Below are 14,801 nucleotides of genomic sequence, written 5' to 3'. Positions count from 1 at the left end.
AACCACAAAACCATGCTAGACGCAATTATTATTCTCTCATTTATCCTAGCAGCAGCGGGAATAGGGTTCTATAGCATTGAACTACTACCCAATGGCTCGTTAGACCGGGTGACCAACCTAGAAGCCTTACGCTTAGTTGTTGCCGTGTTTGCTGCCATTATTGGCGGTGCAATTGGACTGAGTTTCCAAACGACCTATCGTCGCCTAGAAGCCCAAGTCAAAGAAATGCCTCTGGAAGTGATCTTAACGCGGGCGATCGGTTTGGTGATTGGACTATTGTTAGCCAACCTGATGCTAGCTCCGCTATTTTTGCTACCTATTCCCCCGGATTTTAGTTTTATTAAGCCCTTAGTGGCAGTTGTCGGCAGTATTATATTGTCGGTCACTGGCATGAATTTAGCTGATACCCACGGGCGAGGCTTGTTGCGATTTATTAATCCCAACACCGTAGAAACTATGGTAGCGGAAGGAACTCTCAAACCCGCCAATACGAAAGTTTTAGACACAAGCTGCATTATTGATGGTCGTATTGAAGCACTTTTAGAAACCGGCTTTCTGGAAGGGCCAATTATCGTCCCACAGTTTGTTTTGCAAGAATTGCAACAAGTAGCCGATGCTAGCAAAGACCAAAAGCGGGTGCGGGGAAGACGAGGACTAGAAATTCTCAACCGCATCAAAGAAGCTTACCCCGATCGCATTCTCATTAACCCAGCAGACTACGAAGATATTCCCACAGTAGATGCCAAGTTAGTGCGATTTGCTCAGGAAATCAACGCCACACTGCTAACTAACGACTACAATTTATCGAAAGTTGCTAGTGTGCAGAAAGTACCAGTATTGAATGTCAATGATTTAGTTAATGCTGTCCGTCCCACCTATTTACCAGGAGATAACCTAGATTTGAAGATTCTCAAGGAAGGGAAAGAACCCAGCCAAGGAATCGGCTACTTAGATGATGGCACAATGGTTGTCGTGGAAGAAGGTAGTAGTTATGTAGGTGGTGAACTGCGAGTGGTAGTCACCAGTGCTTTGCAAACTACAGCAGGACGCATGATTTTTGCTAAACCACAGGCTTCAGCATTGGCATAAGACAATAGTAATGTTTAATTCAAGTCAATTTAGCGATCGGTGTAGGTTAACTGCACCGATTGTTTATTTGTAGTGGGAGCATCTTGCTCCACAGTTAAAAGGGAACTCTTCACAGGCAACTTTTAACAGCCCTTTTAAATAAGTAGGTCAACATAATTAAATGTAAGATGTCATTGCGTAAAGCCTTCGGCATAGCTTCGCTTAGCGCGTAGCGTCTTGAAGAGAGGAGGAACGACGTTCGCGAAGCGTCTCGAAGAGAAGCAATCCCAGTCTTTGCGATTGCTTCGTTCCTCGCAATGACAAAACATATTATATTTATTTACGTTGAGCTACTTACCAGTATTAATTAGATTTCTTTCCACTTCAAGTAAAGCTTCTGCCTTCCCTTCGACTTCCCTTCAGCTTTCCCTGCTTATAGATAGATTGATCGATAATAAACGAGTAACTTTAGCAATCAAATATATTCAATAATAAGATACTCTAGTTGCAATTATCACTATTATTTGATAAATAACTGAGCCAATTAAATTGAAAATTGAGCAGAGCTATTTAGATAGATAATTCCTGTAAGTAGCACTAAGCGAGATGTTTACAAGCTTTGGATATTCCCTTTGAAATGCCAGCTATTTTCCATAAATTGTATCATAAAGTACTATTTTTTTGCAAGCGCAAAATTTTGCGCTCTACTGAAAGTTAGGTATTTACAAAAATACATTCATCTGTGTTGAGGAATGAATTTAACTAATATTATATTTTTTATTATATAAACAATAACTGTGATAATGATTATTTATAGGATTGGTGACAACTTTTATGTTGAAAATACTTAGGTACGTAGGTATTTTTTTAATTACTGGCTGTTTGCTATTTGCTTGCCATGCTTGGGCACCAACCGAATTAAAACGCCCTCCCTTGAAACTGGCATTTGCATCTTTTGTTGGCGAATATCCAGGTATCATTGCTCAAGAAAAAGGATTCTTCAAAGCTCAAGGGGTAGATGTGGAACTAATTTATAACCCATACACCCGATTAATATCTGCAAATTTCATTGCGGGTAAATATGATGTGATTACATCATCCTTGGGAACTTTTATGATCGTGAGTGCCACAAATCCTGATATACAAAGCGTGATGGTTATAGATGAATCAACAGGAGCAGATGTGGTAGTCGCCCAATCTCAAATTAAAACCGTCGCTGACTTAAAAGGGAAAAAGCTGGGTACAAATCTAGGTGGTTTTAGCGAAGTTTTTGTGACTGAGATGTTGAAAACTGCCAACTTAACCAGCGATGATGTGAATTTGGTTAAATTAGAGGCTGCGGAAATTCCGCAATACCTAAAAAATAATAATATTCAAGCCGGAAACACTTGGGAACCCCATCTTTCTAAAGCTATTAAATCTGGGGGACATATCCTATTTACCAGCAAACAAACCCCTGGCTTGATTATAGATATGATTGTCTGTCGCGGTGAGATTATCCGCGATCGCCCCGAAGACATTCGTGCATTTGTGCGCGGATGGCTGCAAGCTGTAAACTACTGGAAAGCAAATGTTCAGGAAGGAAACGCCATCGTTAGCAAAGCGTTAAACATTCCTAGCAATACAATCTCTTTGGCGGGAGTAAACCTCACTAATTTAGCCGAAAATCAAAAATTATTTCAACCTAGCAACCCTAACTCCATCTACAAAACTGCCAAGATATATACAGACTTTTTTATTCGCTCGGGAAACATCACTCGCATTCCTGAATTAAAAAGTTTGTTCAATTCTTCCTTCTTGAATCCTCCTTTCTAGTTTACAGCCATGCAGCAGGCTTTTTTGGGTAGCATCCGGAGAAAGTTGATCGCCTCATTTCTGATTGTGGCTTTGATTCCTTTACTGTTATTGGTATTTATTAACAAACAGACAACTGAAAAAGCACTGACTGACAACGCCCGACAAGCCTTATCTGCGGCGGCTAATGAAACTGCTAATCGAATAGATGCTTTTATTGATGCAAATCTCAATTCCGTGCGCGTAGAGGCGATTTTACCAGGTTTGGCACGTTATCTGAGCCTCACCCCAAAACAGCGAGATCACAGCCCGGAAATGAAATTGGCGACAGAAACATTAAGTAGTCTCAGTCGCAAAGATATGGTTAATATTCTCTCCTATGCTTTGCTCGACTTAAACGGGAAAAATATTTTGGATACCCAGATATCCAACATGGATAAAAATGAATCAGATGAAGATTATTTTAAAACACCAATGACAACTGGGTTATCCTTTGTTTCTAGTATGAAGAGATCGCCGAAAATTCCCGAGCTTGTTACCCTGTTTTTTAGTAGTCCGGTGCGCAATGCTAAGGGAAAGATATTAGGTGTATTGCGTGTTTCCTACAATGCTACTGTTGTCCAGCAGTTAGTCAATCGAGAAACTGAACGGGCTGGGGCAAAATCCTTGGCGATTCTTTTAGATGAAAATTATATTTATTTGGCACATAGCACGGCACCACAACTACTGTTTAAATCAATTGTACCTCTGCCTTTAGATGTTGTAAATCAACTGCAACGCCAAGGGCGTTTACCTAATTATCCTGTCACAGAATTGGTAACTAATGAGTCCCAGCTTCAGCAAGCATTGGATAATAAACAATCATATTTAATTGCATCTTTGTCAGCAACAGGTAATCAAGTTAATCTGATAGCGATCGCTCGGTTAAAATATCAACCTTGGTCTGTATTGTTCGCCCAGCCTCTTGATGTTGCCCTAGCACCAGTAAAAAAGCAAATTCGTGATGCTATGTTGCTATTTTCAATTATCGCTTCAGTAGTGACAATCATCGCTTTTTCTATTGTGAAACTACTAACTAAGCCAATAATTTATCTGACAGATATAGTTTTACAATTTACCGCAGGTGACTTAGATATCCGCGCCAAAATTAATTCTCAAGACGAAATTGGTCAACTAGCAAAATCATTTAATAAAATGGCACTTCAGTTGCAAACAGCTTTTGAAACTTTAGAACAACGGGTACAGGAGAGAACCGCAGAGTTGGTAATTGCTAAAGAAAAAGCAGAAGATGCAAATCAAAAATTAGAACAACTAGCAAATCTAGATGGTTTGACTCAAGTGGCTAACCGTCGCTGCTTCGACAAACGACTGCAAGCCGAATGGAACCGCCTTGCACGAGAACAACAACCCCTGTCACTGATTTTATTCGATGTTGATAAATTCAAATCTTATAACGACTACTATGGTCATCAGGGAGGCGATAATTGTCTCATCAGAGTAGCGCAAACAGTGCAACAGACAGTTTCTCGTCCTGGGGATCTCGTGGCGCGTTATGGTGGAGAAGAATTTTCCATACTCCTCCCTAATACTGACTTAGAGGAAGCGATCGCGGTAGCCCAAAGTATTCAGCAAGCAATTCACGATCTGGCTATTCCTCATTTACATTCTGATGTCAAGGATATCGTCACCATTAGTTTGGGTATTACTTCTGTTATACCCACTTCGGACATCAAGCCAGATATACTTATCACTTCAGCCGATAAAGCACTATACAATGCCAAACAACAGGGGCGCGATCGCTATTGTATAGCTGTAGCCAGATAGATTAGGACATCAAGCTAAGATAAAACCAAGTCTGTCAACAGGAGCCAGTGCGTTGGGCGGCTTTGCCGACTTGAAGCAACTGGCGTTCAACAGTCTGTAGGGGCGGGTTAACCGAGATTCGGGTTAACAATCGAAGATATTTGTGAACCCGCCCCTACAACATTCAACAATCAACAGTCAACAGTCAACAGCTATACTGTATAAATGCTGTATTGGCATCAGGAAAATGTCAGGTAAGATGCGAGTGAAATTGTGCGTTCGCTGTAGTCAATCTGCACCAATTTTGTACAGAGTGAAATATGAAGACGGTGGCAAATGGATATTTGTTTGTCCTGAATGTTGGCATTCAGTAAGTGACAACAACCCATTTTATGTTTACGGTGGAACTTGGAAAGCTCAGAAAAATAGAAGGTAAGTTCATGGCAGCGATCGCAATTATTTTCTATCTCTACCATAAAAATTATAACTAACTTCAAATGCTAGCTTTCATAAATTTCTAAAGGCAAGTTGTCAGGGTCTTTAAAAAAAGTAAATTTCTTGTCTGTAATTTCATCAATTCTGATATCTTCTACTTCTATACCTTGCGATTGTAAATCAATAACAGTTTGCTCAATATCATCAACTGCAAATGCCAGATGTCTTAAACCACAAGCTTCGGGAGTACTAGGTCTTTCGGGAGGATTGGGAAAAGAAAATAGCTCAATTTGGCTATTTTTGCCCACTCGTAAATCTAATTTATAGGAATTTCTATGAGCGCGAAAAGTCTCTTGGATAATCGGAAACCCCAAAACCTCTACATAAAATTTTTTTGAGCGTTCGTAGTCAGAACAAATGATGGCTATATGATGAATACTATTGATTTTCATAACATTTTTTCCTAATAGGGACTAGGCGCATTGCTGAATAATTCAGATTTCCCAAATAAATTACGAATTACGAATTACGAATTACTTGGGCAGGCGATCGCCCACCCCCTAGATTATTCTTGTAAAATCGTCTTTGAGACAATCCTGGTTTTCTTCCTGTCTGCTTCTGAGAGTTCTTCACCAGCTTGCAGGCGAGTAGCAGAACTTTGTAATACTGTCGCTGCACCTTTATCTCCGATTTGCAGGGCGGTTTTAGCTGCTGTTTGCAGCATAGTTGCTGCACCAATGAGATCGCCCTGTTGCAATTTGGCTTCTGCTAACTGAGTTTGGCGATACTTGGCTAGTGCTAAAATTGACTGCTGTACCTGGGGATTGATATTTGCTTGATAATGGCGAACCACATCTACATACACAGGGGCGATCGCCGACAGTAAGCCTTGTTTCTCTACTGCCGGATCGTCATAGCGAATTTGAATCTGCCCGATCTCATGTCTACCTTCCGGAAAATTACTTAGATAGATATTGGCTAAAATTACCCGGTTGACATTTTGCATCAAGTCTCCTATCCGCACAGCGAAGCGTCCATCTGCTTCTTGTTGCACTGGTAAATCAATTGTATCCGGGGCTACTTGGGCAATGGGTTTGAGTTCGGCTAACCGAACATTGGGCATCAAGGACAATAGCAAGTAGGCGTTAGTTAAACCAACAGATTGAATACGTCTAAATAAACGGCTAAATTCATTGACTGCTTGTTCCGGATGCTCAATATAAGCTAAAGTTCCACCACCAGCATCGGCGATTTTTTCTAGTAAATCAGAGTTCCAATTACTGCCAAAACCCAAAGTATTCACAGTCAAGTTCAACTTAGCCGCTTTCTGGGCGAGTTCTAGACAGCGTTTGTTGTCATCTGGGCCTAATTGCCATTTCCAGATGCGCCAGCCGCTTTCACCATGTCCATCTGTCAGTAAAAAGGCCTGGGAAACAGCACCTTTTGTACCCTTCATCAATTCTGTAATTCCCAGTTCTAAACCTTCAGCAATTACCGTACCACCGCTAGCTTTCAGTTTGTTTTTAATTTGTGATTTAATATTTCCTAGGTCTTGAACTACCTGATTAGGGACAATCACTTCCGCAGAACTAGCAAAAGCTACAACCGAAATGCGATCGCCAACTTTTAGTTGATCTAATAATCCCTCAACAGCTTGAATCACAGTGTTGATTGGTTTACCATGCATGGAACCACTCTTATCCAGAATCAAGCATAAGTTGAGGGGCAAATTGCTGTCAAATTCCCCAGCGATGGCAGAAATGGAAATTCCGAGTTGACGCTGGCTGGTTGGTTGCGCCAAGTCAACATGACTATCATTGAGTACCGACAGTAATTTTACTTTCATTGGTGAGGCGTATCCTGCAATACTGTTTTTGAGACAATCCGAGTTTTCTTGCGATCGCTTTCGGATAACTCTTCACCAGCTTGCAAGCGAGTGGCGGAAGTTTGCAACACTGTTGCTGCACCTTTATCTCCCATTTGCAAAGCAGTTTTCGCAGCTGTTTGTAACATTGTCGCCGCACCAGCGCGATCGCCTTGTTGCAATTTAGCTTCTGCTAACTGGGTTTGGCGATATTTAGCTAATGCTAAAATCGATTGCTGCACTTGGGGATCGGCAGATGGTTGGTAGGATCTGACGACATTCGCATAAATGGGGATGTTGGGTGTAAATAAACTCGTCTGGTTATTAGCGGGGTCATCGTAGCGGACTTGCACATTAGCGATCGCTTGTTTACCTTCAGGCAATTGTCCCAAATAAATATTAGCTAAAATCACCCGTTCCACATCTTTCATTAAGTCTCCCAACCGCACAGCAAACCGTCCATCTGCTTCTGATTGTACTGGTAACTCAATCGTATCTGGAGAAACTTGAGCAATTGGTTTAAGTTCCGCCAACCGGACATTTGGCATTAAGGAGAATAGCAGATAAGCATTAGTCAAACCAATTGTTTGAATTCGGTTAAACAAACGGCTAAACTCTTCTACTACCTGATTTGATTGTTGAATGTAAGATAGCGTACCTAAACCAGCATCAGCAATTTTTTCTAAAATATCTTGATTCCAGTTGTCACCAAATCCCAAGGTATTTAAAGTCAAATTATAACTAGCAGCTAATTGAGCAAATTTTAAACAGCGATTGTTATCTCCATGTTCATTTTCGCCATCAGTTAACAAAAAGGCTTGGGAAACAGTGTCTTTTTTACCCTTTGCCAACTCCTCAATACCCAAACGCAAACCTTCATCAATCGACGTTCCACCATCAGAACTCAGGCGGTTAATCTGCCTTTTGATCTGTTCTCGGTCATCGAGGACTTGATTAGGTACTAAGACTTTGGCCCGGTGATCAAAAACTACAACACTGAGACGATCTTCCGGACTTAGTTGGTCAACCAAACGAATTGCTGCTTGCTTGACAGTTTCTAGCGGTCGCCCATTCATCGAACCACTATGATCGAGAATCAGACATAAATTTAGGGGGACATTGCGATCCAAAGTTTCCCCAACCGCAGAAATCGAAAGCGATAACTGACGCTGACTGTTGGGTTGATTTACATCTAAACTACTATCATTCAGGGCAGGCTGCAAGTTAACTTTCATAAACCAAAGTTCCTATTGAGGATAGACATATTTATAAATAACTTCAAAGCGCAACATCAAAGCTACGGAAAACAAATAGATTAATAAGCTGTTACTTCTGGAAATGTCCAATGTCAAGAGTCAAAAGTCCAGAGTCCATAGTTAATAGTCCACAGTCTAGAATTTCTTCACCAATGACCAATGACCAATGACCATTGACAATTGACCCTTGATAACCTTAACGAAAAAACATGCAATTAAAAATCGAAGTAGCTTATATTCAAGAATATCCCAGAAGCTAAAGATTGGCAGATGCTCAGCCCCCTGAGCGATTAGCCAGAAATCCACACCTTGAAGATAGCTAGCATCGCGCTAGTATGTATTACAGTTAACGGCATAATTTCAGGCGATCAGTTGCTATGGACGTTTCCCCCATCAAGGCTGTTCAAGCCCCCTACTACGGCGATAATTCTTACCGGACGCCGCCGCCAGATTTACCTTCCCTGTTGTTGAAGGAGCGAATTGTCTATCTTGGGATGCCCCTGGTGCCTGCTGTCACAGAATTGATCGTCGCTCAACTACTGTATTTACAGTCCGACGACCCCGAGAAGCCGATTAAAATCTATATCAACTCTACGGGCACATCTGGTTATAGTGGCGATCCCATTGGCTTTGAAACCGAAGCTTTCGCTATCTATGACACCATGAAATACATCAAGCCACCCATTCATACTATCTGCATTGGTTCAGCAATGGGTATGGCCGCGATGCTACTTGGTGCTGGTACTAAAGGTTGCCGCGCCAGTTTACCCAACGCCAACATTATCCTGCATCAGCCCAAGAGCTACGCCCAAGGTCAAGCAACGGATATCCAAATTCGGGCGAAGGAAGTTCTGGTAAACAAAGCCTCAATGGTTGATATCATATCTCGCACCACCGGGCAAGCCGTAGAAAAAATTACCAAAGATATGGATCGCCTCTTTTACATGACTCCCTATCAAGCGAAGGAATACGGTTTGATTGATCGAGTTTTTGAAAAAGAAGAACTTGCCAATCCACCTTTACCTGCGAGCATTCTTTAATTCGTCATTTGTTCATTGTCAATAGTCCTTTGTCTAAAAACTTAATGACCAATGACTAATGACCAATAACTAATGACCAATGACTAATGACTAATTTACAAACGGAGTAACACAAATGCCTATAGGTGTTCCTAAAGTTCCTTACCGGATGCCGGGGGGTCAATTTACGGATTGGATTAGCATCTACGATCGCCTCTACCGCGAAAGAATTATTTTCTTGGGGCGAGACATTGACGATGAAATTGCTAACCAAATTATCGCAGTTATGTTATACCTGGACTCGGAAGATCCAGGTAAGGACATTTATTTGTACATCAATTCTCCGGGTGGTATGGTTACCTCCGGCTTGGCAATTTATGACACCATGCAACACATCAAATCAGATGTGGTGACAATTTGCGTTGGTTTAGCTGCCTCAATGGGTTCTTTCCTGTTGGCTGCTGGCACTAAAGGCAAACGCATGGCATTACCTCACTCACGGATTATGATTCACCAACCTTCTGGTGGTACCCGTGGACAAGCAACTGATATCGAAATTGAAGCTAGAGAGATTCTGCGGATTCGTCACCAGCTCAATCAGATTTATGCTAACAACACTACTCAGCCTTTGTCCAAAATTGAAAAGGACATGGATCGTGACTTTTTCATGTCTGCCGCAGAAGCTAAAGAATACGGTTTGATTGACCGTGTGATTGAAGAACGTCCCTAGGGGGATGAGGGGACAAGGGAAGGGGGACAAGGAGGACAAGGCAGAAAAATAATCAATGCCCCATGCCCCATGCCCCATGCCCCACCCCCAACTGTCAATCCTGAACATTAAATTATAATATTGGACTTTATTATTGATGACCTCAGACTTTAAGTTAAAAGCTTGAAGCTGAATATTGGATAGCTGATAGCTCAAGATGGATCTTGGAGATTGCTACCGTTTATTGGGTTTAAGGTCGGGAGCCTCTTTTGCCGACATCAAATCGTCTTACAGACGATTGGCGCAGCAATATCATCCCGATATCAACCCCGAAGACCACAAAGCTAAAGACAAGTTTATTGCCTTGACAGAGGCTTACAAATTCCTGTTGACTGTAGTCATACCAGAGGATACTGTTGGCGTTGCGGGTCAATCGCCTGCTTCTGCGCGTGAGGAAAAAAAAGCTACACCTCAGCACAAAGCACCAGCATCTGGGGTGAAAAACCCACAGGCGACCACACCAAAGCCACCTGGGGTCACAGCAATAGAACAGCGGCTCAAGTGGAATACTTACGAACAGTTACAGCGATTTTTAAAAGAAAAACGGTTTCCGCAAGCGATCGCACTGGTAGAAGCTTTGGCAGATCGCATACCTGAAGATCCAGAAGTGCGTCAGTGGCAAGCTATAGCTTATCAACTCTGGGGACGAGTACTGATTGATCAACATCAGATACTCAAAGCTAGAATTTATCTCAAAAAAGCTCTCAAGACTGACCCGAACAACAAAGCATTGTCAAATGAGGTGCAGCGGGATTTCGAGCGTTTGGATCAAATGTTTTGATAGGCAATCAGCAAAGTAGGGGCGGGTTAACAGATATCCTCAATTATTAATGAGGATCTTGGTAAACCCGCCCCTACATGTTTATACCAATTCAATTAACGATCGCGATTTACGGATTGTCGCAAAGGCGGAGGTTACCCCAGCCCGAAAGATGCTCTAAATCTTTAAATCTTGCAAAGCCAGACGAATTTGCTCTAAACGCCTGCGATTAACGCCGAGATCTGACTCTCCTACGCGCGAAGCCGATCGCACATGAATTACTGATTCATCAGCAGGAAAGTAAAACTCGACATCGTCAACAAATTTAAAGATACGGCTTTTAGAAAGAGCATGGATGTAATTATTTGTCTGTTCTACAACTTCTGTACGGGGAACAACAGTGAGAACTTTTAGTACGGTTTCTTTAGCGACATTGCGGTCTACATGATAAGCAATTGGGTTAATGGCGTGTTTAGAATCAGCCTCTTGACTGACAACACAGTTATCGGAAGCCGGACAAGAACTAAGATGACCATTATTCACTCCCAAGCCAGCAGCAAAGGCCCAGTTAGCAGTCGGAAATATCAGACTACTAGTCAGGGTGAAAAATATTGCCAAAGTTATACTTAGCAAGAGTCTCGGAAGAAATGCTCTTAGTAGACCGGACATGATAAATTTACTCCTCAAGGTGAAATAGCACTCAATTATTTTCGGTCATTTCAGATGCCAATCGCAGATAGGATTTATGTTGAATTTCAGAAAATATTAATTAGTCTCAAGCATTGAAAATAACGAGAAAAATCAGCTATATGAAACAATTATCAGGAGAGTGCTGGAAAATCCGCGATCGCTTTGTAGAATTGCGCTCAAGTTGGCTGACTGTGATTGGCGAACACCTGGAAGACAATCACGGACAAATTTTGGAATACTGGCGGGTTGAAAAAGCCGATTCTGTTGTGATTTTACCGATTCAGGCAAATCAGATAATTCTACCACCACCAAGCTACAGACCCGGATTGGGTAAACTCACTTTTGACTTTCCCGGTGGTCGCCTACCCGAAGGACAAAGCCCTGATGCTGTGGTTCCAGCTATTCTCCAAAGAGAATTAGGAGTTGAAACTGCGAAAATTAGCCAACTTATACCTTTGAATTCTGAAGGTTGGCCAGTAAATAGTTCTTTTTCTAACCAAAAACTTTACAGCTTTGTGGCTGAACTGCAACCTACGCCAATTATTTCCGATGAGTATGTTGGAGCAACTTATCCAGCGACTTCCACAGGTGTACATGATTTACTCCAAAGTCTCATTTGTCTACAATGTCGTGCTGTACTCATGGAGTGGTGGTTGAAAAAATTCGGAATTGATAATTAGTTTGTCGTCATGGGCGGGGTTACCCCAGCCCGACAATGCATCAGTCACATTCTTTTTTCAAATGACTGTTAAAAAGGATTGTAAATCAAAGAAAAATACAACCCATTTTCTTGCCAGGTGTTGTCCCTTGATTCCACAGATACTAAAGGAATACCCCAATCAAGACGCGCAGTAAAGCGATCGCCTTGTGTCCAGCGTAAGCCCAAACCAACGGATGCTAAGGTATTAGGGTCTGGGTTGTCTCTATTAGAACTATTCCAAGCAACGCCAAAGTCCACAAATGGTATGACCTGTAACATGCTATCTATTTGGGGTAAGCGCAGAATTGGTACTTGAACTTCTGCTGAAGCAAAAGCACCATTATCTGTTAACAAGTAATCTTGTCGATAGCCACGAACGCTGTCAATTCCACCTAAGCCTAACTGTTCTAAAGGTAGCAATGCTCTAGAAGCTAATTGCGTATTTGCCCGGATGATTAACAAGGTCTCTGGAGCTAAGAGCCGTGCCCATTGCGCTTGACCTTGCCAAGCAAAAAACTGATTATCAGGAGCGTCTTGATTAATAGTTGGATTTAATACATCTATGCCCAAGTTAAATTGCGATCGCAGGGCAATAACTTCACGGCTATTACGTGTTGTCCATTCTTGAAAAAATCGCAGTGCAGAGATGCGTGTTTTGCCTTCTGCATCAGATCCCAAGGAGGGAAAAGGTAACCGCGCTCCTTCAATATAACTAGCTTCGCTTTCCCGACGAGAAGCAGTCAAGCCTACAGCAAATTCTTGGGTAGGAGTTTGGATGATTGGTTGGCGGAATGTAATTTCGTAATAACGGGAAGAGGATTCAATATCGAGAATATTAAAAGGTTCTTCAATGACATTGCTGGATGTAGTGCCAAAGTTGAAAGAAAGTGTGCCGTTACGGGCATTGAGTGGTAATGTATAGCCTACATCAAAGGCATTGCTACCATCGGTATTAGTATAAGCAAAATTAAAGCCATCTCCGAATCCCAGCAAGTTAGCTTGATTGACTTGTAATCGGCGGCGGAAACTACCAACACTAGGCGATCGCCCATTATCCAGAACTATTTGCGAACTAAAGGTTTTTGCTTCCCTGACTTCTACTTGTAACACGCTCACACCGGGACTTGAACCGGCGGATAGTTCCGCAGAGAGGTTTTGAATCAAAGGATTCAGTTGTAATAGTTGCAGTGCTTCTAGTAACTTTTCTCGATTTAAAGGTGCGCCTGTGGCGATCGCTAAACGACTACGTACATAGTTAGGGTTCAACCGGCGAGTACCAGTCACCTGGATTTCTTCTAACTTACCTTCAACAATCTGAATTTTTACTACACCAGACTTAATAGTTTGCGGTGGAATGTACGCACCCGAAGTAATATAACCTTTCTTGACATATAAATCGGTAATTTTAGAACGCGCCTGAAATATCTCCGCCAGAGATATCGGTCTTTTAGTAAATTCTGCGAGTGCTTGGGCTAACTCTTCCTGGCTGAATACTGTACTACCAACAATTTCAAACTTATCCACCACAATAGTTTCTGGCAACTTTTCTGGAAAGGGTTGCTCAGGTGTGGGGTTAGGGCTAGGCGACGGGAGTAAATCTTCTGGTGGGGGTAATGGCTGTGGTGGGTTGGGTGAAGGAGATGGGGAAGGTATAGGTGGTTGTACATCTTGCGGCGGCGGCAGTTGTTGGGAGAGGATGGAACTACCATTTGGGATCTGTACAGTATTAATAGTCTGGGCTTGTGCTGCTCTGGAACTCATGCAGCCAAGCAACACCAATATACTCAGTTGTAACCACAATACTGCTTGCTTTGGAAGAAATTTATCGCTCATGCTCGTTGGTGACAATTCAAGGGATATTAAAATTTATGGGTCAGCAAGCTGACATTGCCGGGGAGCAGTTGGTGTAATATTTCTTGGTGCTACTCTCACCTAAATTGACAATTTAACCTAGAGTTTAAAGTAATACTCGGAATTTCACCATTATCTGGTATAGTTTAGTGATTTGCCAATAACATGAAAAACTCTGTTCAAAAGGGCAATTATCGAGAAATAAATATGTCGCAATCTTATAGCAATCCTATCTGAGTTGTGAAATTAGTCTGGGAGTGAGACAATAGGCACTCTGACAATAGGAAAGAGATTCTTTTGACGAATTGATTGAGGAGCGATATATTTAAGTCTCTAAAGTTTAAATTGGGCATTCCCAGCATCTCCAGGTTTTGTCAGGCATAGCCCTATCTAGCTGTAGTTCAAAATCAGATATAAATCCTATATATCCCTGAGCTAAGTAACGATAATTTTGATAAAAATTACACTTTCACCTAGATAAATTGTTGATAAAAATATTAGTTGTTTTTCAGAGGATGTCTGAGAACTATTAAATATTTCGCCCGCTCTCCTCAAAGCCCCTATTTTGACCCGAAACAGACATGTAATCAATCACACAACGAAGACATGAACATTGGGCATTGGGCATTGAGTAAACAAGGAGTGTGGAAGATGGGGGGAGCTAAGAAAGTGTGGTTCGTTTCTCCCCTCTCTCCCCTACTCCTCATCCCCCTACCTTTCTTAAAAACCTACTCTTTGGCAGTATTTTGTGAAGAGCCTTTAGGCATAATATCGGATTTTAACTTTTATTTC

Annotated in this window: 12 protein-coding genes; 7 read left to right on the top strand and 5 right to left on the bottom strand. The window is 41.9% G+C overall.

Annotated features, from left to right (window positions below):
• The first annotated feature begins 12 nt into the window (after positions 1–12).
• The 3 genes from AACU32_RS13985 to AACU32_RS13975 all read left to right on the top strand — a co-directional run bounded on the left by AACU32_RS13985 (position 13) and on the right by AACU32_RS13975 (position 4,686).
• Complete coding sequence (locus AACU32_RS13985; protein WP_096600380.1) at positions 13–1,089, top strand: PIN/TRAM domain-containing protein; 1,077 nt, start codon at positions 13–15, stop codon at positions 1,087–1,089.
• An 813-nt stretch (positions 1,090–1,902) separates the two neighbouring features.
• Positions 1,903–2,883, top strand: a complete 981-nt coding sequence (locus tag AACU32_RS13980) for an ABC transporter substrate-binding protein (protein WP_339377878.1) — start codon at positions 1,903–1,905, stop codon at positions 2,881–2,883.
• Positions 2,884–2,892: 9 nt separating this feature from the next.
• Positions 2,893–4,686, top strand: a complete 1,794-nt coding sequence (locus tag AACU32_RS13975) for a diguanylate cyclase (RefSeq protein WP_096600378.1) — start codon at positions 2,893–2,895, stop codon at positions 4,684–4,686.
• Positions 4,687–5,165: 479 nt separating this feature from the next.
• On the opposite strand, the gene gloA2 is transcribed toward AACU32_RS13975, so the two are convergent.
• The 3 genes from gloA2 to AACU32_RS13960 all read right to left on the bottom strand — a co-directional run bounded on the left by gloA2 (position 5,166) and on the right by AACU32_RS13960 (position 8,199).
• Positions 5,166–5,552: an SMU1112c/YaeR family gloxylase I-like metalloprotein gene (gene gloA2, locus AACU32_RS13970; protein WP_096600374.1), complete on the bottom strand. Its 387-nt coding sequence runs from the start codon at positions 5,550–5,552 to the stop codon at positions 5,166–5,168.
• Between the two features lie 113 nt (positions 5,553–5,665).
• Positions 5,666–6,946, bottom strand: coding sequence for a vWA domain-containing protein (locus AACU32_RS13965; RefSeq protein ID WP_096600372.1), 1,281 nt, complete (start codon positions 6,944–6,946; stop codon positions 5,666–5,668).
• The gene (locus AACU32_RS13960; RefSeq protein ID WP_096600370.1) at positions 6,943–8,199 is read right to left on the bottom strand and encodes a vWA domain-containing protein; all 1,257 of its coding nucleotides are present in this window, start codon (positions 8,197–8,199) and stop codon (positions 6,943–6,945) included. Before AACU32_RS13960 ends, AACU32_RS13965 begins: the two co-directional genes overlap by 4 nt.
• A gap of 398 nt (positions 8,200–8,597) precedes the next feature.
• On the opposite strand from AACU32_RS13960, the gene AACU32_RS13955 reads away from it, so the two are divergent.
• The 3 genes from AACU32_RS13955 (at position 8,598) to AACU32_RS13945 (ending at position 10,789) form a co-directional block, all read left to right on the top strand.
• On the top strand, positions 8,598–9,260 hold the full coding sequence (locus AACU32_RS13955; RefSeq protein WP_096600368.1) for an ATP-dependent Clp protease proteolytic subunit: 663 nt from the start codon (positions 8,598–8,600) through the stop codon (positions 9,258–9,260).
• A gap of 115 nt (positions 9,261–9,375) precedes the next feature.
• Positions 9,376–9,969, top strand: a complete 594-nt coding sequence (locus AACU32_RS13950) for an ATP-dependent Clp protease proteolytic subunit (RefSeq protein ID WP_096600366.1) — start codon at positions 9,376–9,378, stop codon at positions 9,967–9,969.
• A gap of 196 nt (positions 9,970–10,165) precedes the next feature.
• Positions 10,166–10,789 carry a J domain-containing protein gene (locus AACU32_RS13945; RefSeq protein WP_096600364.1) on the top strand — a complete coding sequence of 208 codons (624 nt, stop codon included), beginning with the start codon at positions 10,166–10,168 and terminating at the stop codon, positions 10,787–10,789.
• Positions 10,790–10,945: 156 nt separating this feature from the next.
• Here AACU32_RS13945 and AACU32_RS13940 read toward each other — a convergent pair whose 3' ends face one another.
• A complete protein-coding gene (locus AACU32_RS13940) occupies positions 10,946–11,437 on the bottom strand; it encodes a DUF1499 domain-containing protein (protein WP_096600362.1) in 492 nt (163 codons plus the stop codon).
• 140 nt (positions 11,438–11,577) lie between these two features.
• Here AACU32_RS13940 and AACU32_RS13935 point away from each other — a divergent pair, with 140 nt between their 5' ends.
• A complete protein-coding gene (locus AACU32_RS13935) occupies positions 11,578–12,138 on the top strand; it encodes an NUDIX hydrolase (protein ID WP_096600360.1) in 561 nt (186 codons plus the stop codon).
• Positions 12,139–12,206: 68 nt separating this feature from the next.
• Here AACU32_RS13935 and AACU32_RS13930 read toward each other — a convergent pair whose 3' ends face one another.
• Positions 12,207–13,991, bottom strand: a complete 1,785-nt coding sequence (locus AACU32_RS13930; RefSeq protein WP_339377875.1) for a ShlB/FhaC/HecB family hemolysin secretion/activation protein — start codon at positions 13,989–13,991, stop codon at positions 12,207–12,209.
• Positions 13,992–14,801: the final 810 nt, after the last annotated feature.

The sequence above is a fragment of the Calothrix sp. NIES-2100 genome (assembly GCF_963875285.1).
Classification (GTDB): Bacteria; Cyanobacteriota; Cyanobacteriia; order Cyanobacteriales; family Nostocaceae; genus Aulosira.
Note: the sequence above shows the minus strand (reverse complement) of the source record. Positions and strands in the feature narration are given on the sequence as shown.